Source organism: Bradyrhizobium sp. AUGA SZCCT0158 (assembly GCF_018130065.1).
Classification (GTDB): Bacteria; Pseudomonadota; Alphaproteobacteria; order Rhizobiales; family Xanthobacteraceae; genus Bradyrhizobium.
Genome location: NZ_JAFCME010000006.1, coordinates 242,706 through 266,279, shown reverse-complemented (window position 1 = coordinate 266,279; position 23,574 = coordinate 242,706). Strand labels below are relative to the sequence as shown.

The window sequence follows — 23,574 nt, the reverse complement described above, 5'->3', positions numbered from 1 at the left end:
ATGCCCAATTCCCACACCCTCACCGAATTAACCTTCACAGCGACACTTGGTCGTTACTTGGGCAACACAAAACACTCGCGCCGACATGGTCTCACGGCGCGTGACTCTGGCGCAAGGTGGCGCGAATGGCTCCTGCGGGGCAGGCAGAAAGCTGTTCAAAGCTTTTCAGGCAATTCACCACACATGTCCTTTGCCGATGCTCCTTATTTTTTAGATTCGCTAGCGGTTTGAAATCGTGCCCATCAAACCCCCGCCGAACACGTAGAGTATGGTGATGCGAGTGACTCCCTCACGCAATGCAATACTCATGCTTTTCGACTCGGTCCCGCAAAATAGTGATGGAATTCGCTATTTTTGTAACCCAGCTGCAACATGCGTCTCCCGCATAAGTACTGGTTTGTCAGGTACATGAATGAATTGTAAACCCGCCGCTGAGGTTTGCGCCCTGCGCTGCCCAATATCGATCTGGACGGCGCCCGAAGTCCGTGGTCGAGAGCCTGGAACAGACCAAGGCCGCCGGCTTGCACTTTAACGTACCCGTCGTGTCCTTGAGCTTGCGGACGTACGACAAGATCGAGCGATGCAGGTAGTTCTTACCGTTTGCAAGCGCATCGGTCGGCGTAGAATCGTGCATGTCGGGAAGGTTATTCGAAAGCTACCACTCACTATGCGGAAGACAAACCTCGCCCGCTTGCGCGGCGCGTCGATCGCATCTTCGTCTCCAACTTCGAGCGCGGCGAGATCGGACCAGAGCTATTCGGCACGCCTGCATTATGGGGCTTGAGGGCCTGGTGTCGAAGCTCGTCGTTCGGCCTTACCGGCCGGGCCGGTCACCCAACTGGGTGAAGGTCAAACCCGCCTCCCGCCCCATGCTGCGGGCCAAGGATGCGTTTTCCTGATGGACGCACTACTTCGCGCGAAATAACCGAGCACTCACCCCTTCGGGGTAACGCCGGCTACTCGGCCGCACGGCAGTGCGGCACGTTCAGGAACGAGCAGCCCCTGAATTTCTAGTAAAATCAGAGCGTCCCCTCACAAACTTAATGTTCTCGTTAAATTGCTAGGGCGTTAAGGAGTCCCAAAGAAACGGCCCCAGCGTGCGCGGTGGGCGAACACTGGGGCCGACATTTCCTCGAATGAAGCGCGGGGGGGACGTTGCATCCATTCGGTCGTGCACAACTAAGTCGATCCGGCCAGGAATCGTTCCGCTCCCTTTAACGGGGCGGCTCAATCGCACAGCCTTCCGGTGTGAACCGGCGGGCTCAGTCACTATTCGGCCTGGGGTCGAGCGCTCACGGCGCTAGTCTTGCTTGCCTGGTCATCTTTGTCGCGATTCGTCATACGACGCTGCTCTTCGTGATGGATTGAGCAACCCTATTATGAGCGTGGTCTGGGGAAACTGCGATGAAACTGCTCAACGAATATTTGAACCACGCGCTCTCGTTTGAACAGTTGGCGGCCCAAGAGGAAAGGCCGGAGGTCAAAGCGCAGTTCGAGGAGCAGGCAGCCGCCTATCGAAAACTAGCAGCCGATCGCGCGGCAAGGTATGGGCTTCGAGCCCCTAGCCCGCCATCGCAAGCCGTCGGATAATTGGCTGGCACAATCGAATGCAGGCGGGGATTCCATATTAGGCTAACGCGCCGCCTCATCGACTCCCAACTGCCACCTCGGCAATACCCGAAAGGATGTGCGCTCGAGCGAAACGCGCGCGGCCTTATGCTTTTGCTTCCCGTTGATTTGGGAGGCCGGTTTTGCAAGCGCTCTGCAAGTCAGCCTGTCGCGTTCCACCACTCTAGGCAGGGTGCGTCGGGCGTCTCTCCGGCGACGCTCGGCCTCCTTCAAGAGGTCTTTGTCTAGCGGGTCGATTGGTTTGAAACGTTGCCCGTCAGTCATCACGCTCCTTTCAGAAGCGGCCCCCAGCAAGGGCGGGAGGCCGCGCTGGGGCCGTTCATTCCAACCGCGGGCAACGCGAAAAGCGACCAACGGCCAGCCAAATTACCGTAAGTCGGGTTGATCGTTCGGAGTTACTTTGGAGTACCTCCGCGCCAGATTCCCGCCAGCGCCATCCGCCGGCTTGTAGAATTGGGGCTGGAGCGCGCAGCCCAACCCTGATCCGTTTACCAAGCCTCTCGGGCGGCGCTCTGATTACAGATTGTAGTTGTCGCTTCGCTCCTCTGCAGGTAAGTTTCACTCTCGGACAGACGACCCCGGCCTGGTCATTTTATCAGGTAAAGCACTGCATTTTTAGCCAAGACGTTTTTCGCTTCGAAAGAATTTTAAAATGAATCACGAAACCAAGAGATTGGTTGTCGGCACTCGTTTTAAGATGAGTGAACTCGGAGTCGCTCGATGCCCGGATCTAGCAGGGCAGACAGGGATCGTTGTCGAGGTGAGCCACAGCAACACGGGCGTTACCGTGTTGTTCGGTGGAGCCAGCAGACCAACTGCCCTGCACAGGGATTTTATCACCCCGATCTCGCAGTAACCGGGCGGAAAACTCCGCTTAGCGATGGGATTGAAGGCGAAGCGTCAGGAGGTTTCATTGGCTGACATCGTGAACCTTGGAGACAAGCTAATAGCGCAGCAGGAAAAAACAGCCCGCATGGACCTGACGGCTAAAATGATCCCAATCATGGTCGAGACAGTTGAGAAGTTTTATTCGATGGGCGCCACACCGGAACACATCGCACGCTTTCTGCAGGTCGCCATCGAGGAAATTAACAACAGGCCGCGCTAGGTTGAGGGACTGAAGCCAACCATGTCCATATCTGCTAAACTCATCAAGTTGGTGCCTGAGGGCGAAGCGAACGCGGTCTCGGGCCGGGTGCTCTGGCAGCAGCTGGGCATGTGGTCACCCGTTAGCGTCAAACACACTTTGAAAAAGATGGCCGCAGCGGGCGAGATCGAAAGGAAACACGTTCCGCATCCAACTGGTGAGGTGGGAGTGTATTTCAAACAACCGCGCCGGCCGAGATAAGCCCTAGAGCGTTTACCTCCACAGCCACGAAAACGCGCGCCGCTCCGATCCCCAACAGATTGATAATTTGCGTCAGGTGTGGAGCAGCGTTTCAATGGTGCTATGTCCGCCCTCACCCGACGCCCTCACCCCGAACGCTCTGATTGCTGGCACGTCTTTTACGGCGAGTGAGAAATGAAAAAGCTAGCTATCGTACTTGCCGTCGGTGCTGCCGCGCTGCTCGGGGGCAACGTAGCAAACGCTGACAACTCAGCGAAGAAGACGGAAGGTGCAATAGTCGGAACAAGCCAGTCAACCGACTTTAGTGCGCACCGTCGCCATCGCCACTATGGCCATCGCCACCACTACAGGAGCTATGCGTATTATCCTCGGCGGGCATACTACGCTCCGCCAGCCTACTACGCTCGGCCGTACGGCGCGTATGGTTATGGCGGCCCGTCCATAAGCCTAGGCTTTGGTTTCGGCGGCCATCGTCACCACCATCACCACGGCTGGTGACATTCCTAACAGCCCGCAGTAGTGCGGGCTGTTCTTTGCTCGCGGCTTTGTCGGCTCACAGGCGCAAGAAACGCTTCATCCAAGACGCTACGCGGATGCTCGGTTGTCGCAACACTCTTTGGCTTGGCGGCCTTGGCCGTAATTGTCGGCTTGATGCACCTCGCCGACCCGATCCAGGTTCGTAGGCTTCCGCAGTTCTCCGGCAGATACGGCCGTTTCCCGTTTGTTCAAGGGGCTCCGCGGATACCGGCCTGTTTAACCTCTTGAGAACAAACACAGCCCGTGAATTGCTGTGGCATTGTCCAAAATCTGCCGGACTTTGTACTGCGTAAAACTACTCAACGCAGTATTGGCCGCGTCAGACGGAGAATCCGAATTTGCCAACATGCAATGTTCACTTTTATACATAGCGGCAGGGAACCAATCCGACCTTGCCGCGTGATACCCCGGCGGCTGAGGGGGAAATTCGCGTGGAAACTGTACTGATCCTGGTCATTGAAGATGAACCCGAGGTTCAAGCGATCATCGACGAATCTCTTTGTGAGGGCGGCTACGAACCAGCCCTAGCTGCCTCGGGCGAGGAAGCCGTGACCCTGCTAAAGGGCGGCCAACTACCGTATCGCGTGTTGGTGACTGACATCAATTTGCTCGGCAGAATCGATGGCTGGGCGGTCGCACGGGCGGCGCGCGAGATCGATCCCAACTTCCCCGTGATCTATATGACGGGCGCTGCTGCGAACCAATGGCCAGTCCAAGGCGTTCCCAACAGCATCCTGCTGATTAAGCCTTTCGCACCCGCTCAGCTGGTGACCGCCATTTCCAGCTTACTCAACACCGGCGGCCAGGCACTTGTTTGACGGGAGCGGCCCCAGCGAGGCTAGGCTTCTCACTGGGGCCATCCATGCGATCGGCCGCAACGGGTTGCCAACGGCTTAAGCCAAGTTACCGCAACTTGGTTGATCTTTGCGAACTAGTTCGAAGTACCTCAATCGAACAATTGCAGCTCTCCAACGATGGGCGTTTAATCCAGCCCACAGGCCCTCACCAAACCTTGGCCTGTCGGCGCCGGCCTCGCAGGTCCGCGCCGATTTTTTGCTCGGTTCCTACAACAGGGTGGATGCCCGCTCTTGCCGGGCCGTTACCCTTTTTCATTCCGCTACCAGATCGGGACCTCCAAGAACAATCAATGGCGGATGGGAGTCGAATCCAGCTCCCGGCAGCCTCAGGCCGGGAGAAAACCCTCTAAAAGGGTTGGCGACCCCAGAGCACCCCGCACTGGGGTCGTTTTGATCTTCTTCGGATCGGGAATAAGTGGTAACCGCTCCTGGTTACAATCCTCGTCTAATGGGATTCAGAATATCGTGCGACTTCATGGCCTCAGCGCGCCGTCCCTTAGACGCTGGGGCCGCTTTTTTTGCGCCTGCAGCTAGTGTTAAAAGAGCCTCGGTACGTTCCTGGGGGGAGTTAGCTTGGATCACAGGGCGCGCGGTCTTACACCAAAGCCCAATATGCCATCATGCCAAGTCCAACGAGCGCCGCAACAAACAGACCGACTTCGAAGTATCGGCTGGCTTCCCGGTCATGGTTCATCTGCCGCCCGTCCCGTCCCGTCCCGCAATGGACCGGGAAAAGGTTGCAACGGCGTGAAAGCGAAAACCACTCCGGAGAACTACGCAACTCGTCAGTTCGAATTGGACGCACCGGATGGCCAAGATCGCGTCTTCACGGGATGAGCGCCAGCACGAACAGGTCGATCACGGCGGCGATGGTACGATAGAGGACTCGCATTTCGTCCGCCCGTGCATAAATGCGCGCCATGATCAAGTTCGAGTATTGCAAGCCGATATCGGCAAAGGCCGTTCCCACCGGCCTCGACTGGATTCACGAAGTCAAATATGACGGCTACCGCGGGCGCGTCGCTCGCGACGGCCGTAACGTCAAGCTGCTATCGAAGAGCGGCCTCGACTGGACATGGCGCTTCCCGTTCATCGTCGAGACGGCGCTGAAGATGCGCCAGACGCGCTTCATCATCGACGGCGAGATTTGCGTGCTCAATGTGCAAGGGATCTCCGATTTCGACGCCCTGCATTCCAATCGGCACAATGAGAAAGCGCAGCTTTACGCGTTCGACCTGGTCGCACTCGATGGCGACGACCTGCGCGACATGCCGCTGTTCGAACGCAAGGCCCGGCTCGGCAAACTGCTCAAAGGCCGTCCGAAGGGCATCTTCGTCGCCCCGCATGAGGCCGGCGAGATCGGGCCCGGGCTGTTCGAAGCCGCCTGCCGCATGGGCCTCGAGGGCCTCGTGTCAAAGCACCGCGAGCGGCGCTACCGGCCCCGGACCTGCGACTGGATCAAGGTCAAAAACCGGAAGCATCCGGCGTTCAGCCGCGTGATGGACACGTTCGGATGACGACAGTGTGGATTTACGTCAACTCCGATAAAGCCGTCGGTGATCCCGACCACCTGAAGGTGTTTGCCAGCGAGTTGGCCGCCGTTGAATGGTTCCGGGACAATGATCCCGAAGGCGTGGCGTTCGAATATCCGGTTCACAGCGAAACCGGGAATTCGTCCATGAGGATCAGAATCCGGACACATCCTTAAAGCCAACTAGGAAGGCCCCCTGGGAACGGGGCCTTCCCAGACGCACAAAAACTGCTCCCATCTTACTTCTTGCCTTTGGCTACGGGCGCGGCCGCGATGGGTGCGCTGGCGCCCGCGTTGGGCGGCGAAGCGCCTGCCTTGCTGGTATCCGCGCCTGGCAGCGGAGCCGGTTTTTTGGCTTTTGGATCAACCGTGATGGGCGCACTGGCGCCTGCGTTGGGCGGCGTGGCACCTGTTTTGCTGGTGTCTTTTCCCATCATCATCGGCCCGCCGGTCTGGGCCGAGGCCAAAGACGATCCCAGGACGAAAAGCGCGATTGTCGGCACCGTCACTAGCTTCTTCATGTGAGTCCTCCGGGTTAAAAATGCACCAAGCCCGCGAAAGACGGTTGGTTCCATAGCGGGAAGGTGTGGTTGCGCTCGCTCGCGCTGCAGAAATTCGCGGATAAAGCGGAACGCAGTTTGACTGAGGACTAAGCGCGTGGCCTCCGTTCAATCGGCCAGCGCTCACGCAGGCCAAATGAGTTCGTGCCGCGCAGCGAGATCGATGACCTTTACCTGGTGCGCCCCTACTACATCGTTGCCAGGGCAAGGTGGGGCATGACGCTTTCGCGGTGATCCGCGAGACCATTCGCTCAATGGACCGTGTCGCGATCGCCCGGGTGGTTCTTACGTTCTTACCAGCCGCGAGCACGCGTGGCCAAAGTTAGCGACGCGAAAAACCTCAGAGCAAGGTAGGCGACGACCGCTGTAACGAACGTTATGCCAATCGCGACGGCGACGCTTCTAACAATAGTCGCCAATTCATAAGGCTGCTTCCAGGATGCCCTTAAGAACTGGCGCGGCCGCGACTTCGCCCCCCACTGGATTTACCAATCGCTCAGGTGATCCTTATGCATTTCTCGATTTGAGCGCCCCGAGGGATCGGGGAAGATGAGGCTTCGCCAGCCACTGTAAGGGTTTCCACGCTCCCTCCGGCTGCGCCAATCTGTCGGCAACCGCATAGACGGCGGCGGGATTCACGGCCAGCCCGCAATGGCTTCCTTGCACCTCAATGCTTTCTGACTGAGCGGAGGTTTTCTCTATACAACCCTGCCGCGCGCAAATTCCGTCCGTACGGCTATAAATCGCCGTCGTAGGAACTGGTGGCGCAACCGCAACATCCTGCGCGTCGTCGACCGATTGGCCGCTGGCGAACTCATAAACCCGCCAAGCATTTGTGGATTTGGGACTGGCGCCAAAGGGACTTCCCAGCGAAATCACCGAACGAACGCGATCCGGCATCATCTTTGCCAGTTCCCGTGCGGCGGCGATATCGTGTTAAGTTTTGTGATGTGAGCTATTTTGACCAGCGAGACAGCTACAGCCATGCCAGACTGGTTCATCACCGCCCGGTCAGTGGCTTTTATCGGTGATGAGAACGCCTGGTAGCGCTCCCGCCTTCCTCAATGGAAAGGAGCGCCCTATGGTACAGCGGCGTCGATACAAGCAATTGCTATCCCTCTCCGAACGTCTCGAACAGGAAGCCCGGCGGCTACGCGCCAGAGCGGAAAAATTGCCGCACGGCCCGGAGCGGGAACAGATTCTCCGCAAGGCACGCCAAGCGGAGACTGCGACACACGTTGATGAGTGGCTTTCATCGCCCGGCCTGCAAGCGCCCGAGTGAGGCTATGCGCTCCGTTGAACAGTACCTCGAGAAGGCAGTCGAATTCGAGGCGTTTGCGGCAACATCATCGAACGAGTGTACGCAAAAGCGGTTCGCTGACATCGCCGCGTGTTACCGGCTATTAGCTAGATCGGCCCCGTTGGTAGGTGCTGGCGCGATCCCGCCGGAACTAATTCGAGACAAACCATCTCCGGACCGTCCCATTAGCGCAACTTAGAAGCTGACGGACATGCGCGAAGACGATGCAGCTTACTGCCGCAAGGCCGCGGACCAGTGCCGTACCAATGCTGCCGCGTCTGTGACCTTGCTAGCCACAGACGCATGGCTAGAGCTTGCGTCCGACTGGACGACGCTGGCGGAAGCGTTCGAAAAGGAAGCCCGGCCGCGATGGTTGAACTGAGGCCTCGCCTAGCAACTGGCGTTCTCATCACCGATGAAAGCCACGGGCGGGCGGTGATCGGGACAATCTGGCATGTCCGGTGGGCCGACATACTGGTCAATTTGACCACTAGGAAAGTTAATGAAAGGCAAAACGGCAATTTTCACACTAGGCCATTCGAGCTCGCCCGATATCTAGGGGCGTGCTGGAACGACGGCCTCAGTCTCCCCTGCGCTGGGGCCGTTCTTTGGCACTCCGAATAGGCAACCCGCAGATTCAAAAAAGCGACTGTTTAGTGCCAGCGGAAAAACACCCCGCCGACGATTACCAGGATAACCACCGCAAACGCCGCCATAAGCCAAGGCATGTCTTTTCGCTCGCGGGGGGTCATTTGCTCTCCGGTGTCACCACAATGTGGGCGATTTGCATCGGGAACAAGTGGCAATTCGGATTTCATGAGCTCTGTCAGCCCCTTGCCCCAAGCAGCATAACGGCCCAACGTTCTCCCGAGAGCTAAGCAGAAATCGTGCGGCGCGCTCTGGAAGCTTCCGTACTAAGTCTGCTTCGGGCGCCGGCCCGTATCTTTGTTGAGTGGACCCATGCGCTCTTTCCGCAAGCCTTCAGGCAGCGGGTAATTTCCTTGGTCAGGACCAGGTAGGGGTTCGGGCCGAACGTCCGCACCCCATTGGTCCTTCTGGCTTGGTGTCTGCTTGTCTTTCACCTGCTGCGGCTGCGGATTTCCGGCCGGGGTAACTGGGTCGTAGGCTCCGCCGCGCTTGTCTACGTAATCAGTCATTGCTTTCTCCTTTGCACAATCACGGTATTATCCAAAGAGCGGAAGCGACGATTGACACTGCCATGAATACGCTTCCCCCGATGACCCACCATGCGGCCCCAAGACCGGAAGTCCGTTGTCGCTTCTTATGGGGCCGGATCTCGTGCGCAGCGGCCAAGCGGACCTGTGCATAGCTGTTAGGAGTTCCGCCCGCTTCGTCGTCGGTTCCAAGCGGAGCGGCAGCGGGGTCAGTCGCATCGACCTTTCCGTTGCCTTGGTCGATTGCGATCCTCAGCTGCTCGGTGGTTTCTATCGGCTTGCCTGTATCGGCCTTATGACCGGCTTCCGGGGAAGAGCTCGATGCTCGCTTGTCTTGTGTAGTGTCTGTCATGCGGGGCAACGGGCGGGTGCTTTAAAGGTTGCTCCTCATGCCGCCGTCGTCTCGTCAATGAAACGATCGCAGGGGTTATCACGGAACCCGTTCGCTATCTGCCCATCGTATCAAAAGGAAGCCGAGCTTTGCGGAGATGAGTTTGTTAATATTTGCAGTCGGCATCGCGGGTACGTAGTGAAATTCGCGCTGGCAGAATGTGCGCACGGATTGCCAGCGAATACGCCCCTCACGTAAGGGAAGAGCTGCCAGTCTTCATTCTAACCTGAGGAACCATTGTGTATCGCATCGGTAGGGAGCGTGGGCAGTTGTGGAGAAGTGAAATGACAGACAATAATTTAAATCGCGACATTTGACCGGGGGCGAGAACCGCCGGGCCGGAATAGGCCGCGGAATGATCGCCCTCATGCTGGTCTCGCCATTCTCGCCGTTCTGTTTATGTGGGCACCTTGGAACCACAACCGAACGGCTGACAACTCAGCACCCGGAACTACGATCGGATCGAGCACCACGCGCCCGTCGGCGCCGACGGCCCCGACCACTGCTCCGTCACCCGCGGCCCCGGCTGCCCCCACGACCACTCGATAACCGACACAAGAGAACCGCTGGAATTCCAGCGGTTCTTTTACTTTCGTTCGGCCAATTGTTTCTTCAAATCGTCGATGAGGTGCTGCGCGCCTTCAGGCGTGCAACTCGCCCGAATTGTCCGGCACGTCTGCCTCATAAGTTCGCCTTCTCGGGCATCTCGTCGTTCAGCTTGGACGCCTCAGCCTTGCTCGATGGTCCTCGAAATCGACTCACGCGACGCCGGGCGGCAATAGACCAGGGATGACAGGCTCTCATCCTGCCCTGCGCCCGTGCGGACGCTCGCCAGCAGGCTTGGCCTCCGGGCGGTGGCTTTGCCCGTGCTGTCCTAATTAGGACATTGCTGCCAATTAGACACCTCGTAAGCCAACGCCGTCCAAGCGGAATATGGTCGCTTGGACGGCGCTGTATTTCCGTGGTCGGGCGCAATCCCGGCCCCCCAAGCGTAGCCAGTGCTGTGACACAGTTATGTGACGCCACCTCCGGTTTAGGAAATGGGGGTGACTCCCGCAGAGGGGAATTAGGGGCCCCCGTCCGGGCCGCTAGCTGGCCGTTTCCGTTGTCTCGAACATTAGATGCTACAGTTCTGACACTCGAAGTCGCGGATGACCTGGGGACCTACCCCCGCTTTAGGCCTCAGCGTAGCGCCCTGGGCATATTGCTCCAGCTATCCGCCCCTTTTTTGCGGCAGGGCCGTCCTGGCTGTCTCTCTCACTAGTTTGGTCCATGGATATCGTTTTTCTTTGGGGGCTCGAGACCAGGCGAGGTGAGCCACTCTTCCACATGCGCAGCCGCCTCCTCTCGGATCTTGAACGCGTGCGCCCGAACCGCCTCAGTGTCCTTGCCGACGGCAGTACTCGTCGCCGTTGTCGTATTCGATGCAGATCTTCACGCGCCGCCGAGGGCGATCATCGTCGTAGCTTCTTCGGTCATCATCGTAGCTTCGATAGTCGCGGCCTCCGCCCGGGCGGTCCCAACCTCGATGGGCGCGGTCATCTCGATCTCCGTATCGACGACCCCGATCCTCGTCGCGATCACGATATCCGTCGCGGTCGCCGCGTCGCACATCGCGACCCACGTCACGGTCATCGCGGTCCATGCGGTCGCCTTCATCCGGGCGTATCCGCCAGTCGCGACCCACCTTTCGCTCCTCGCCCTTGGATTGGCTCTGGTCGGCTGGTTGACTTCCCGGTTTGGGGCTCTGGTCAGGCGTGGGGGCGGCTTGAGCAGGCACGCCTTGCGGAGGCGAAACTAGAGGCTTTCGTTCGTCTTGGCCGAATGAGGACAATCCCGATGAGGCTAGGAAAATGCTGGCTAGGACAAAAGCGCGCATAAATTCTCCTCCGGTTAGTCGCCACCGGTAACGATTGCCTGATGCATTGGTTCAACAAAAGTATTCGGGATAAGTGCAGCCTATAAGAGACGGCAGAGAAAATCGCGATCCCCGCGAAGGCCTGCGCGACCCGGGCAGTTTTAGGCTGCGGCGCGCCCGCGGCGCTTGCCCTGATGGTCGACCAGCTGGACCACATTTGAAAGGTCTGGCGGAACTGAAATGACGGGTCCTGGAAAAGTCGCAGGTGGGCACCGGCTCGGGGGCCGGCGCCTCGATCGACTTCAGAAAAGCTCGGCCATTCGGCCAGTACCCAGCGGTACTGATCATATTTCCTCCTCCATTAACTTTTGCGGTGTGAGCAATTTTGACCACAACGTCAGCTGCCGGACATGCCAGATTATCCCGATCACCGCTCCGCCTTCGGCTTTCATCGGTGACTGAGAGTGTTGAGCTCCCGCCTGATCAAAATGGATGCATCACATGCCCCAACCTCATACCCGTCCAGAACCGTCGCTGATCCCAATTGAGCGGCCCCGCTGCCCCCAATGTTTTAAACGAATGGTGCTGACCATGATCAGTCCAAGTTCAGAGAGCGATGACAGCCGTACCTTTGAGTGCGCCAATTGCAATCACACGATGACGCGCACCGTCGCCCGAGATCCGACGTCAGATAAGTCGGGCTGGCAATCCAGCGGCCTCAAAGCCCCGGAGTGAGGCTGTGCGGCGCCGCCTTGTCAGCCCCAACACGACACTTGAAGAACGCTTGATTGATTTGGCTCGACGGGTCCGGTCAGATGTGGAGACGCTTGCGCCATGCAGCGAGCGCGACGAATTAGTCCAGAAGCTTCGCCAGATTGAAACGGCACTTGATATGAGCGAATTCCTGTTATCCTCTGGCTCCAATCGCGAGTAAGGCCGCCTCAGTTGGCGGCCTCTTTCATTTTTGCGAGCCGCAGAAAAAGCCGGCGGGGGCCGGTAGGCAGCGCTCATTACCACCGCAACGAAACGCGCCAACGGCGATCACAATTAACGCAACGTGGTTGGATTGTTCCGAGTTTGGGGTAACTCCGCGGTCGAAGGCAGACCCGCCGTGTGAGCCAACGGGCTTGGGTGAGGGCCTGTCGAGCCATGGAACCCTGGGGCCGTGGCAGAAGTTCAAATGTCCTTCTAAGTGGTGTTTTTTCACGGAGTAAAAATGTGGGTGACGTGCAAGAATTGAATAGACTGGTCGTCGGCACTTGCTTCAAGATGAGTGAACTCGGAGCCACTCGATGCCGCTCGCTGGCCGGCAAGACTGGGATCGTTGTCGAGATTTCCAATCGCAATACGGGCGTCACCGTGCTGTTCGATGGTGGCAATAGACCAACTTGCCTGCACAGGGATTTTATCACCCCGTTCTCGCGATGACGCAGTGGCCGGACTTTCCCCGCATATGAGAGAAGGTGTTGTGGCGGTGGCGCGGGCGGCTTCCAACCCCCGCGCGTCACTGCCTCGGTGTCCCGGTCCGGCACTGCCGCGCTTCCTACTCCGCCGCGGCGACCGCCTTCTCGAAGGCACGCACCGGCGATAAGCATCGCAGATTTGACAGGGCTGATAGGATGGCGACCTGCCAACTGGCTTTAATGCATCTTCACCCGGAGACGCATGGGGCCATCTGATCCTAAGTCCCCAGCTTCGAAGTAGCGTGGAAGGATCACCTGCCGCGATGCACTGGACAATCTGCATATCCGAACGGCTGGTCAAAACAGCTCAACGTGGTGGGCATTAGTCCGCGTCGCACTGTTACTCGATGGAACGTTGAACTGCTCAGCATGTTGACTCTTCAATTATGACCGTTTTGGTCAATAATAATGTTTGGAGTGCTGAAATGACCAAACGTAAAGCGCCAACGGCGTCAAAGCCCACCCGCAGTTCTAAAGTCACCGCGAAGGCCCAACGGGCCAATTCGGCCGTTATTAGAAGCTCTAAACCCAGCCGCGTGCGCTCCGTTGCAGCCGACCCAATTAGATTGTCCCCCAAGGGTCATGCCCCGGAACAAAAGGCTGCCATTCTTGAGAGTCCGGCGATGGCACTGCAGGACTCCGTCAAACAGATCATGAGCGAAACGGAACTAAAGAAAGGTTTTGATTTTTCTTCAGCCACGGCAATAGCGCAGGCTTATCAAGCAAAGCTGTTAGAAATGGCACAAGCCAACATGCAATTTGCGCTTGAATTCGGACCGAGGCTTGCGTCAATTAGGTCGCCCTTTCAGTTAATCCGCGTGATTGAAGAGCTCACAAAAGAGCGGATCGCAACGTTCCGCAAGTTCTCGAATGAAATGGTTCAACTAAGTATTAAGCGATGAAGTCCCAAAGGCCATCGCGTAGCGGCAAGCGATACCGCATAAGTTATGGCACACAAACAAATATCCATGAACTTGACCAGTATGGGCATCCGACAGACGGAGTGTTTTGCGCCCATTGGGCCACTGGTCGCCGACGACGTGACGCTCGCGCAGAAAATTGCGATTGAAACCGATGAAGCGGGTGCGCTGCAGGTCGCTAAATCATTCAAGCTCCACCTGGCACTGATGTTTGAACATGGATCATGCCTAGCAGGGCTGGATGATGCAAGAAGCGTTCTAACGAGGCCGGGTGGCGGCTGCTTCGTTGGTGATCGCAGCAAGCGAGTTACCGGTCTTGCGGATAATGTCACCCAACTCCGGGGCAGAGAGCTTAAGACGCCTTCGCAGAACCTTTACTTGGACTTTGTCCCGTAAATCGATTGCGTTGCGAAACATAGGGGGCTTACGAATCTGCACTGCGTGGTTTCCTTGAAGGTCATGGCGCTTTCGTTAGTACAACGGAAGTCACGACACTGAGGTTGCGGCGCCCCATATGAAATTTACGCAATCTCTCGCTTCTTCAGGAACGATGTTCAAGCGGCCCGGCTAAGGGCCGGTGAGTTCACTTCGTGGGCTACCACGACAAAGCGGGCAAGTGCCGCGTTGCCAAAACTGGGTACTGGCCTGTTTCGCCCCCTAGTGGCCTAGTTGAAAATGGCAGTGCCTATATAGAAGTGTGACGCCTGTGTGATGTGCAGCACAGCCGGGAGAACGCAGCCGGGGTACTCCTTCGGCCACGGATTGAGGGATGGCCCTCCCGAGCAAGCAGGAGAACTGCAATGATCAATTCAAAAGACGAAATTTCGTACCCGGAAATCGACGCGTTGACGGATGCCGAACTCGAGGCGATCAGCGCTGGGGGCATTATCAGCTGGCTCCGTGGCCTCTTTGGAGGGCCCGGCGATCTTCGCCGTTCGACCGACCGCCCGACTGACCCCGTTCATAAATAAGGGACGGAATGCAGGAGCGAGACATGACCAACATCCATGAAGCGCGTGAGCTGAGCATCGGCGAACTCGATGTCGTCAGCGGTGGTAGTATGCTCAACATGGCAATCGATGCCGCTGAAAAGTACTTGCAAGGTTTAGGCGGCCGTTTGATGGACGCCGTGCACCAGCCGGTAACGTCGAAGCCATCGATGAGCCTGCACATGAGATAATGCCGGTTCTGCAAACCGGGATTGAGGCCGCCTCAGTTGGCGGCCTCTTTCATTTGTCGATGCGGTCCCATGTCGCCTGTTGGCACCTTTTAAGACATCTGGTCTCCGATTCGACCGGTGAGACGCTGATCACCGTGCGCGGCGGTGGCCTCGCAATACGCCAACGTAACCGCGGTCGAACATGTCCATGCCCTGGTGCGCAGTAAGAAAGCTCGATCGTGTGCACGACGAAATCCAGGAGGCGCCGGGCATCATGCTGCTAATTGGTCCCAGGTTGATCCGTTCTCATGGCGGGAGGTGTCCGTATGGTGTTTCACGGCGTGATTGCACGCAAGAATTTAACAGACTGGTCGTTGGGCTCGTTTCAAGCCAGCATTTAGGCGCGCTGGGCTGGTCACCGGCGGACCAAAGGGTGTGGCGAAAGCGCGACGTCGCCTTGCAACTTATGAACCGGGCAAGAGTTGCCGCTTTTTCCCGACGCGGAGAGCGCAATGAGTTCCAGCGAAAAAACGGCCTTCGAAGTGCCGGTACCCCAGCGGCCAGAGGTGGGAGCAAGTGATCGTCGGAGTCGCCTTCTTTGTTCCTGTTGGACTCGCAATGGCAGGTTGGCTCTACTTACTTAGCAAGCTCATTACGACGATTTACGTTTGGCTGTTTCAATAATTTGGCCTAGGGGGATGCAGAGTGCTCGAGCGCTCCAGCTGCAATAACATGAGGACAAATGAATAGCTGCGCTTCTGTATCCGCACACGAAAGCGAACAACGAAAAGAGCGGTTGCGAGGGCAATTCCATCTGCCACGCGGCAGAATAATGCACGACTTATGCAGCACTCCAAGGCAGAGTGCGGAGTGCGGATCCGGCCTTATATGAGTCTCGCAAACACAGATGGCAGGGTTCCGAGCTGGGCCGTTCGCTCCGCACAAACGATGCCTTCGTTAGCGAGGCGTATCGGGTGCCTCATCCCACCCTTCCAGGCATTTGAGATCGCCGTGGCAACCAACAATTCAGGATTGAGGAACTTATCAACGAGCCCGGTCGCGTGCACGTAGCCCATGGCGATCGTCATAGCTTGGCACAGGTCGGGGTTGTTTTCGGTAATGGGAAAGTGCGCAGCGTACATGGGTCCTCACCACTCTTGCTGCGTTAGAAACTTTGTAAATACTTCACCGTTCCTATTCTGGGGCTTCCGGCAAACAAGCATTCTGTGGGTTAGGCGCGACTGTAATCAAACCTCGCTACTGCGCCTGGTCTCCCATTTAAAAAAATAGGAACTCAAACCGCGCTTGTGTATTCTCGGGCCAGCCGTCTCGTTTAGCCACAGACGGTCCTCTGGCCGGGCGGTTCACCTGACACCATGCAGACGGGCCGCCCGGTTTCAATTTATCGACGGTGGCCCAGCGGCAGACCCATTGCCCTCGCCGTTCGACGTCGCACCCGATCGCTTCATAAGCTTTGCGATACGCTCCAACGGAGTCTTAGACTTCGAATGCGTCTTCAGCAGTTTTGGATCGTCTTTCGTATATCCACGACGTGCCGCCGTCTTCTTGGCTTTCTTCTTAGCTTTCGTGGCCACAAGGGACTTCTTTTGTGAGGTGCCCTTCTAGCATTAAGCGATTGCGTGGCAACTTAGGGGCCGAATGGCTAATTGGCGTTTAGCCGGGATAACCTAAGCTCAACACCCCCGTGATGATGGCTGCCACTATTTCCATAAGATCAGTCCCTCTGAATGATTTCTTGGGGAGATACCCCACCCTATCAATGCCGCCTGAAGGAAAATTGAGCTAGGATACTGATTCTGGAGGACACCATGGACACTGAAAAGCCCGAGCAAGCTAATGAGGCCGACCAATCCAAGAAGCCCATCATGGAGCAAATGACCGACCTGGTCGCCGGGGCCGCCGGGACATTGGCTGAGGCCGCCGTCAAGACTGTCGCCAAGAAGGCCACTAAAGCGGTCGCGAAGCGCGTGCCGAAGTCGGTCAAGAAGGCCACCAAGAAAGTGGCCAAGGCTGCAGCGGCTAAGAAGACGGCCAAGAAGACTTCGAAGAAGTCAGCAAAAAAGTCGGCCAGAAAGTCTTCGAAAAAGGCCGCGAAGAAGTCCGCACCGAAGAAGTCAGCTAAGAAGGCGTCTAAGAAATCCGCCAAAAAGTCATCTAAGAGGAAAAGTACGTCAAAGCGCTAATGTTCAGCCCTTCTCAGACATTGAAACGCCCCACATCATCCGGGCGAGAGAGAAACCATGGCGAAGAAATCCAAACGCAATGACTCTAACGTACCGATGACGGGGCGCCAGATCACGAACGCCATGGCAAAGAAAAAAAAGAAAACCGCGGCTAAAAAGCGCTCTGCAAAAACCGCCAAAAAAAGTGGGAAGAAAGCTTCTAAGAGCAAGAAGACCGGGAAAAAGTCGAAGCGGTGATATGCTCCGACCTGCTTGACCCAGTCCCTGATATTTATTCCCAGCGCAGAAACGTCCTCATGACCACATTTCGAGAACGTCATACGGGCTCTAGCTGATAATATTCTTTATGTCTGTACCAGTTCTACGGCGCGCGCTTGAGCACTTCATCGAGGCCGAAACTGGAGCCCAGCACCAGATTTCTGGAAACCCTCGTTCTGACTGGCGATTCGAGCACTCGATTTCGTTCAGCGTGGCCTGCACGGTCGCGAGGCAGGTTGTAAGCGCGCCGTCGATCACCAGGTGCTTCGCCAGTTTGCGCTCGTGAATCATCAGCCGAGTGCCGCGGGACAGATAGCGGTGCTCGCGCATGAAGAAGCTCATAAAGGTGGTCCCGGCCGAATAGATCGCGGCCTTGCACAGAAACACAAACCGGCGTTGCGGTTCGGTCTCCCTGACGAAGCGCATGCTGGCGATTGGCCAGATTCTGGGTACCGTGCGTCACGAGATTCAATTGTCCGCCGATGCATCGCCTGGATGATCTTGGCGGCTACGCCACTGAGGGTCGCCTTCCTCCTTTATAGCGACTTTCGTCCATCGCCGATTGCGCCAGCTTGATCCACTCAGCGGCAAGCCGGAGCCATTCCTCTTTGTCGCGCTGACTGATGGCCTTCTCCGCTTGATGCCTACATTCCTCGGCTTCTTGACGAAAGCGTTCCGCGTGTTGATCTGGCATCAGGCCCTGGCCCTAACCTACTTTGCTCGGGCCAAGCGGGTTAGCCGCGCTCGAAGCCAAGCGTTCTCGCGTTTCAGGGATTCGATTGTGCGGTGAAGGTGGGGACATCGGGAGGTCCCGTGGCGGGCGGCAATGGCCCCGGAGGATCGATCTTCTCTTGATAAAACATCACCCTGATTATGTCCCAAAAACCAAAACGGGCCACTCCGGTTTCAAATTAGGCACTAGAGGTCGAGACAGGCCAGTGGCCCTTGGCGGTACTGGCCGAAGTAGGCCACTCGCCGGAACAAAGTAGGCCGCTGTGATTATATGCTTAGAATGCAGTACCGTTCGGTTGAATACCAGGTTCGCGAGATCGAGCCGCACAGATGGGCCTGGATAATCCTTCCGGCCAACGGGCGTCCCGTCATCAGCGGCGACCTTTTCCCGACCCGAGAGAAGGCCGTCGAAGCCTGCATAAACGAAATCAACAACGGGATAGAGCGTAGCGGGTCGCGCGCGCCGAAGACTTAAAGCCACTCGCAGATTCAAAAAAACAGGCCACTGATTTGGAACGAATGTTTCCGGGGTGAATTCATTGCAAACTACCGGATGGCAGCGCTCGATGGCATCCGTTGGAATGGCGGCCTCAGCTCTCCCCAGTGCTGGGGCCGTTTCTTTTGGGGTGCCTGATGGCACGCGCATAGAACGGCGGCCATACCGTCCGGAAATCGATTCCCGCTAGAGTTGCTCCCCAGAAGCGCTGGTCACTCCGGTAGTCCCCCTTGCGCAGTCCGTCCAAGCAGCAAAACCGTCCGGTCTGTACGGTAACAGTCTTTCGCAACGGCGCTTCAATTGCTGGGGTGGCAACTCTCCCTAGCCTGCGTATCGTAGACAGTTGGAGGGTTGCGGTCCAATTCGCATCACGCCAAGACGTCGCGGAAGTGGCCTTCAATTTCGGATGACCGATTGGCTGGAAGCCGCCACGGGTATAGTCGCATGGCACCGAAGCCCGGCCCAACCGGCTTATTCCCATCCCCCACCCTAGCAGATGGAACCGGAGACAAGCGAACCCCCAAAAGTAACGGCCTGGGGCGGCTTCGAGGGTCGTCTGCTGGCACTTGGCGCCGGGTTTCACTTGGTCTTTAGCAAGCGCACCGACGCAAGGCAGTGAGCCAAAAATGATGAAAAGTCGAGGCGCAGATTTGCACGTATTGGGGCGTTCTCATTAGTTGAGCAGCCATCAAGCGGTGATGGAGCTAGTAGCGGCCCAGTCAGCGAGGAAGCATCCGATCAAGGGATCCGGACGGCAATCGAGCCGCGGGTTATATCGTGTTCGCCATTTCGGCCCCGCTCAAATGTTCAGGCCGAAAACGTGCGCTAAAGGAGAGCGTTCCTAAGTTGCCTCAACAGGAAACTTTCATCACCAGCAGCGTTGGTCTTTCGTCGGATAGCAAATCCGAGCACGCTACTAGCGAAGGCGCAGAAAATGCCAACCACCAAAGCGGAGTTGAACAGGTATTTTGAGATGATCAACCGGCGAGTTCCGGCAAGGGTCTCTCAGTTCATTCGCTGGTTGCGCAAACCGTCGTCATTCGCGGCTCGGCTAGCGGTGGCCTTACTGTTCATTCTCGGTGGCATTTTTAGCTTCTTACCTGTGTTGGGTGTCTGGATGCTGCCGCTCGGTTTCCTGTTGATTGCACAGGACATCCCCTTTTTGCAAAAGCCTCTCGTTACTGCCTTGGCGTGGATAGAGAAAAAATGGGAAGTGCTAAGATTGAAATGGCAAAACGGGTGAGGCGTTAAAACGGGACGCCAAGAGTTAAAACGGGACGCCAAGAATAGTAACCCCTGGTCGGCATTGCGCGCGCCGTGTTGGTGTCTTGAGCGTCAAATACACGACGAGAAAACGGCCCCAGTGGCGGGGCAGCGACTGGAGCCGACTTTCATCGGACGTTGCATCCGGTAGTGTGGAATCAAGCAAACTAGGTAACAATCGTTCCATAGAAGCCCGGCGCGGACCTCATTTTTCGCCTATAAATTGGTCCAAATCAATCTGCAGATCTCTGGCCGCGTCGCTACTTATGGAGAGTCGGAGTACGCCATCGTCCGTTGAAATTTCCAGAAAGCCCTCCGAGGGATCACTTGGCGACTTCTGTACCGCCGTATCCAAAATACGCAAAGGAACGGTGGTGCGAACGTACCCTTGTATTGGCTTGTCCATGGCACTCTCCTCAGGATTGCCCCTGCTATTGCGACCCGTGGTTCACTGCGAAGGGCTGGCTTGAGCGCTTTCGTTCTCACGAACATCAAACGCGAGGTCCAACGCCATCCATCGCGATCCAGTAAGGTTAGCGCGACAAGCGGTCTTTTTGCACCGTCAGCGCCACTACCACACCTTCATCGAGCCATTCTCGGGTAATGGTCCCACCAAGCTGTGTGCCGACCGCTCGATTTATCAGTTTGCTGCCGAACCCACCCTGGCCGGTGGGGGCTTTGACCGGTGGCCCCCCTCTTTCAGTCCATACGAGTATCACTTCCGTTGGGTGAGGAGCGCAAGATACGTCAAGTGTGCCAGCATCAGACGATAGCGCACCGTATTTCAGAGAGTTGGTGGCCAGCTCATGAATCACTAGGGCCAGCGTAGTTGCCGACGCTTCGCTAACCGCCATTCGTGGAACCGATACCCGCACTCGCCCGCTAAATGCTCCCATGTCATCGTAAGGCGCCAACAACACCGAAATTAGATCTCCCAATAGGGCGTCTTTGGTTTCTTCGCCGGGCAGTGGGCGAACGAGATCGTGAGCCCGTCCTAGGGCTGTCAGCCGCTGCGTGAGCTCCCGTGCCATGTCCGAAGCAGTCTCAGTAGATCGTGATGTGAGAGCCGCTAGACCCGCAGCAATCGCCAGCAGGTTTTTCACCCTATGACTCATCTCGCCCGCGAGGAGCTCATTTGCTTCCTCGACCTGCTTCCGGCCGGTAACATCCAGGAAGATGCCTAGCATTATGCGGCCGACGATGCCGGCATCGCTTCCTTGCCCACGGGCTGATATCCAGCGAACCTCCTTATCAATCATGATACGAAAATCGATTTCGTAAGGACCGTGAATGCTTCGCGTTGCGTTGAAACCTGCTCTAACCCTATCCCGGTCGGCCGGGTGTATTTTGCTGGAGAGTTCGTCGAATGTCACAGTCTCACTGGTCGGCACTGCCCAGAGGCCGAAAGCCCGCTCATCCATGGTAAAGCGGTCAGTGTCTACATTCCAGGTCCAGAGCGCAACGCCGCCGGCTTCTAGCGCCAACGAGACCTTCTTTGCAGGCCATCCCTCCAGAAATAATGTTGATACGGGCAAGGAGTAACCTTCCATTTGGTTTGCGATGTTCTGAGAGTCATTGCTGCTTGAACAGTTGGTCGTTGCGGGCCCTCCACTTTTCGTCCGTAAGCCAGTTGTAGTCCTGGTCAGGCATAGAGGGTATTGCCTTCAACGCATCCTTTGTCACTAACAGATAAAAGCTCGACCGGTCCTGCGAGACCTTAAGCAGCTTAAGTGGAACGACCACGCTTTTCTTCCCCGTTGTGAAAAATCCACCTGAAGCTACGATCACGTAATCCCGACTGTCCTTGGCGCCGAATACAATATTTCTGACTTCGCCCACGATTTTATCGTCCGAACTACGGACTTCAGCACCTACGATTTCATCCGACCTCAGGCTTGGAGCCAGGTCACTAATGTCCATCAAGGGCTTTGCATCCGTTTTTCCGCGGGTCCCAAGAGCAGCGCCGCGCTGGACTTTAGGTTGACGAGCGTTGGTCTGTTTCTCTGCTTCGTCCTCATCGTTATCTCCAAGAGACCCCATGGGCGGACCGGCGATTAGCTCGCGGATGTTTGCCAGGAGGCGTTCGCAATCATCGTGACGACCGTATGAGCGCAGGGTAAACGCAGCATCTCTGAGACTCCGAAGATCGCGGACCGATTGGCTGTTTGCCGGCCCCCGAAGTCTTGGATTTTGCAGCACGGCCTCTTCAAGACCCGCATCGGCAATTTGGCAGTCAGCACTGCACTCTGCGATGAATGCGACGCTTAAAAGCGCTGCGAAGGCTAGTTTGACGATCAAAGAACTCTCCTCGGTACGAACCGAACCAAGCTGTGGAAGCAGAACATTGCCGAACTGGTGGCGATTGATACTCGAACGACTACCTTAAGCGACCCTCTAGACGGAGGGGGGAGCAACAAGCGACCGCATCTCGCTAATCATGTCGGGCACAGAATACGGCTTCGAAACAAATCGCGCATCGGACGGCAACTCCGCGTCGGATAAACGTGTTTTACCAGAGACGATTATGATCTTGATGGGAGGCCACCGACGCCGCACGGCGTGCGCGAGTTTTAGACCATCCATAGTTCCGGGCATGTCGACATCCGTAAACATCACCGCAATGTCCACTCGTTGTTCCAGTATTACGATGGCCTCGTCAGCGTTAGCGGCCTGTAGAGCAACAAATCCAGCATCCTCGACAAGTTCAACTGCAAGCAACCGCAGGAGCCACTCGTCCTCGACGACCAAGACAGCAGATCGATGCTCGTGATTCATTGCGTCTCCCCACGTTGCCGCTGAGGGACGAACGGACAAACTGTAGCTGAAGCTGAGTAACTAAATCTCGCCAGCGCGGCAGAGCACGCTTTGACCATTGGAACTAACTATTTCGCTGGTGATCAATTGACAACAGTTCAAACGATAGCCCGTTCCATGTGGAATGACGATTTGTCGAGGAAAAGCGGATTCGTTTCTGACGGAAGCATTTTTCGGCACGAACAGGCTGCGGCGACTTGCTCATAAAGTGTTGAACGTTGATAAGCCACAGTCATGGCGCAAAGTCATGCTGCGGCCGCCAACTGAACTGGAACTAACAAATGAACGCCGAGCAACTGGCTCATAAATTTAGAGACAAGATCGCCGCTGCCGTAGTCGAAAAAGAACGGCAGACAGGCCTTGCAGCGGAGAATATTGAAAAGAGAACTGCGGATACTGGACATTGCAAACGTGCAATGGAGAGGGAGGTTATGCCGTTTCTAACGGAGCTGAAGCACCATTTGGGCGACCAGTTCTCGTTTGCCGCCCAGATCGAGCTTAATGATCATCGGCCCGTCGGGGTGTCCTTCACCATTGGCAACGGCGCACCAACCAGCATCACAACTGCATTCGGGAATATCATCGTAACCCGGGTTGGAGACAGCGGAACAGCCAAAGGGACGCCTTATGTCTACGCTCCAGACGTGGAACCGCATATTTCGAATTCGGGGGATCTGACACGGGACAAGATTGCCAAATTGGTTGAGATGGTAATTGACGACTGAAGCCAGGCACGGCGCTGCCTGATATAGCCCGAGAATGGGTTCGTCAGTTCTTCAGTGCGAAAGGTCCTCTTAAGAACAAACAGGTGTTTCAAATGAGCATTGTAAAGCGTCACCTAGCGGAACAAGAAGAGCGTCTGGCTCTTATTGAGGAAATTTGCATCGACAAAGGGGCGCTTATTTTAGATACCGCTACCGACGAAGTTTATTTTTCGGCGAACGATGCGGCCTACAAGAACGCCTACGTAACGGTATTTCAGGCATGGGCGAATGGTATAATCAAGGGCACGGCTGAACAGGTATTTGACGCCACAAAATCAATTCTCGAGGACTAGCCCCAAGCCCGACATAGAAACT

22 protein-coding genes and 3 pseudogenes are annotated in these 23,574 nt (G+C 56.6%); 15 read left to right on the top strand and 10 right to left on the bottom strand.

Annotated elements, in window-relative coordinates:
* The first annotated feature begins 1,404 nt into the window (after nt 1–1,404).
* From JQ574_RS11515 to JQ574_RS35020, 7 genes and pseudogenes are all read left to right on the top strand, one after another.
* A complete protein-coding gene (locus tag JQ574_RS11515) occupies nt 1,405–1,590 on the top strand; it encodes a hypothetical protein (RefSeq protein ID WP_212209492.1) in 186 nt (61 codons plus the stop codon).
* A 952-nt stretch (nt 1,591–2,542) separates the two neighbouring features.
* Complete coding sequence (locus JQ574_RS11510; RefSeq protein ID WP_212209491.1) at nt 2,543–2,737, top strand: hypothetical protein; 195 nt, start codon at nt 2,543–2,545, stop codon at nt 2,735–2,737.
* A 1,208-nt stretch (nt 2,738–3,945) separates the two neighbouring features.
* On the top strand, nt 3,946–4,332 hold the full coding sequence (locus tag JQ574_RS11505; protein WP_212209489.1) for a response regulator: 387 nt from the start codon (nt 3,946–3,948) through the stop codon (nt 4,330–4,332).
* A gap of 959 nt (nt 4,333–5,291) precedes the next feature.
* Nucleotides 5,292–5,888: an RNA ligase family protein gene (locus tag JQ574_RS11500; RefSeq protein WP_212209488.1), complete on the top strand. Its 597-nt coding sequence runs from the start codon at nt 5,292–5,294 to the stop codon at nt 5,886–5,888.
* Complete coding sequence (locus tag JQ574_RS11495) at nt 5,885–6,079, top strand: hypothetical protein (protein WP_212209487.1); 195 nt, start codon at nt 5,885–5,887, stop codon at nt 6,077–6,079. The genes JQ574_RS11500 and JQ574_RS11495 overlap by 4 nt, the downstream gene beginning before the upstream one ends.
* A gap of 96 nt (nt 6,080–6,175) precedes the next feature.
* On the top strand, nt 6,176–6,427 hold the full coding sequence (locus JQ574_RS11490) for a hypothetical protein (RefSeq protein WP_212209486.1): 252 nt from the start codon (nt 6,176–6,178) through the stop codon (nt 6,425–6,427).
* 170 nt (nt 6,428–6,597) lie between these two features.
* A pseudogene (locus JQ574_RS35020) lies at nt 6,598–6,752 on the top strand (Ku protein); the annotation flags it as partial.
* A 195-nt stretch (nt 6,753–6,947) separates the two neighbouring features.
* Here JQ574_RS35020 and JQ574_RS11485 read toward each other — a convergent pair.
* From JQ574_RS11485 to JQ574_RS11475, 3 genes and pseudogenes are all read right to left on the bottom strand, one after another.
* Nucleotides 6,948–7,383 (bottom strand): annotated as a pseudogene (locus JQ574_RS11485) (hypothetical protein); the annotation flags it as partial.
* A 1,293-nt stretch (nt 7,384–8,676) separates the two neighbouring features.
* A complete protein-coding gene (locus JQ574_RS11480; protein ID WP_212035540.1) occupies nt 8,677–8,919 on the bottom strand; it encodes a hypothetical protein in 243 nt (80 codons plus the stop codon).
* 1,843 nt (nt 8,920–10,762) lie between these two features.
* A complete protein-coding gene (locus JQ574_RS11475) occupies nt 10,763–10,987 on the bottom strand; it encodes a hypothetical protein (RefSeq protein ID WP_212209484.1) in 225 nt (74 codons plus the stop codon).
* 2,087 nt (nt 10,988–13,074) lie between these two features.
* Between JQ574_RS11475 and JQ574_RS11470 the strand changes: the two genes are divergently transcribed.
* Complete coding sequence (locus JQ574_RS11470; RefSeq protein ID WP_212209483.1) at nt 13,075–13,551, top strand: Phasin protein; 477 nt, start codon at nt 13,075–13,077, stop codon at nt 13,549–13,551.
* 276 nt (nt 13,552–13,827) lie between these two features.
* Here JQ574_RS11470 and JQ574_RS35885 read toward each other — a convergent pair whose 3' ends face one another.
* A complete protein-coding gene (locus tag JQ574_RS35885; RefSeq protein ID WP_409363410.1) occupies nt 13,828–13,986 on the bottom strand; it encodes a DUF3606 domain-containing protein in 159 nt (52 codons plus the stop codon).
* Nucleotides 13,987–14,369: 383 nt separating this feature from the next.
* On the opposite strand from JQ574_RS35885, the gene JQ574_RS11460 reads away from it, so the two are divergent.
* The 4 genes and pseudogenes from JQ574_RS11460 (at nt 14,370) to JQ574_RS11445 (ending at nt 16,932) form a co-directional block, all read left to right on the top strand.
* Entirely contained in the window at nt 14,370–14,540 is a 171-nt protein-coding gene (locus JQ574_RS11460) for a hypothetical protein (protein WP_212209481.1), read from the top strand.
* Between the two features lie 23 nt (nt 14,541–14,563).
* Nucleotides 14,564–14,749: a hypothetical protein gene (locus JQ574_RS11455; RefSeq protein WP_212209480.1), complete on the top strand. Its 186-nt coding sequence runs from the start codon at nt 14,564–14,566 to the stop codon at nt 14,747–14,749.
* Between the two features lie 59 nt (nt 14,750–14,808).
* Nucleotides 14,809–15,008: pseudogene (locus JQ574_RS11450) on the top strand (kinase/pyrophosphorylase); the annotation flags it as partial.
* 1,549 nt (nt 15,009–16,557) lie between these two features.
* A complete protein-coding gene (locus JQ574_RS11445; protein WP_212209479.1) occupies nt 16,558–16,932 on the top strand; it encodes a hypothetical protein in 375 nt (124 codons plus the stop codon).
* A 35-nt stretch (nt 16,933–16,967) separates the two neighbouring features.
* On the opposite strand, the gene JQ574_RS11440 is transcribed toward JQ574_RS11445, so the two are convergent.
* Together JQ574_RS11440 and JQ574_RS11435 are read right to left on the bottom strand one after the other, a co-directional pair.
* Entirely contained in the window at nt 16,968–17,252 is a 285-nt protein-coding gene (locus JQ574_RS11440; RefSeq protein ID WP_212209478.1) for a hypothetical protein, read from the bottom strand.
* Between the two features lie 7 nt (nt 17,253–17,259).
* Nucleotides 17,260–17,616, bottom strand: coding sequence for a hypothetical protein (locus JQ574_RS11435; protein WP_249119257.1), 357 nt, complete (start codon nt 17,614–17,616; stop codon nt 17,260–17,262).
* A gap of 1,736 nt (nt 17,617–19,352) precedes the next feature.
* Here JQ574_RS11435 and JQ574_RS11430 point away from each other — a divergent pair.
* A complete protein-coding gene (locus JQ574_RS11430) occupies nt 19,353–19,661 on the top strand; it encodes a hypothetical protein (RefSeq protein WP_212209477.1) in 309 nt (102 codons plus the stop codon).
* Nucleotides 19,662–19,886: 225 nt separating this feature from the next.
* On the opposite strand, the gene JQ574_RS11425 is transcribed toward JQ574_RS11430, so the two are convergent.
* The 4 genes from JQ574_RS11425 to JQ574_RS11410 form a co-directional block, all read right to left on the bottom strand.
* Complete coding sequence (locus tag JQ574_RS11425; protein WP_212209476.1) at nt 19,887–20,087, bottom strand: hypothetical protein; 201 nt, start codon at nt 20,085–20,087, stop codon at nt 19,887–19,889.
* A gap of 127 nt (nt 20,088–20,214) precedes the next feature.
* Complete coding sequence (locus tag JQ574_RS11420; RefSeq protein ID WP_212209475.1) at nt 20,215–21,231, bottom strand: sensor histidine kinase; 1,017 nt, start codon at nt 21,229–21,231, stop codon at nt 20,215–20,217.
* 22 nt (nt 21,232–21,253) lie between these two features.
* A complete protein-coding gene (locus JQ574_RS11415; protein ID WP_212209474.1) occupies nt 21,254–21,979 on the bottom strand; it encodes a PRC-barrel domain-containing protein in 726 nt (241 codons plus the stop codon).
* A gap of 96 nt (nt 21,980–22,075) precedes the next feature.
* Nucleotides 22,076–22,456 carry a response regulator gene (locus JQ574_RS11410; protein ID WP_212209473.1) on the bottom strand — a complete coding sequence of 127 codons (381 nt, stop codon included), beginning with the start codon at nt 22,454–22,456 and terminating at the stop codon, nt 22,076–22,078.
* Between the two features lie 320 nt (nt 22,457–22,776).
* On the opposite strand from JQ574_RS11410, the gene JQ574_RS11405 reads away from it, so the two are divergent.
* Nucleotides 22,777–23,220, top strand: coding sequence for a hypothetical protein (locus JQ574_RS11405; protein ID WP_212383534.1), 444 nt, complete (start codon nt 22,777–22,779; stop codon nt 23,218–23,220).
* A gap of 92 nt (nt 23,221–23,312) precedes the next feature.
* Nucleotides 23,313–23,552 (top strand): hypothetical protein, encoded by a 240-nt coding sequence (locus tag JQ574_RS11400; RefSeq protein ID WP_212383532.1) that lies wholly within the window; start codon nt 23,313–23,315, stop codon nt 23,550–23,552.
* Nucleotides 23,553–23,574: the final 22 nt, after the last annotated feature.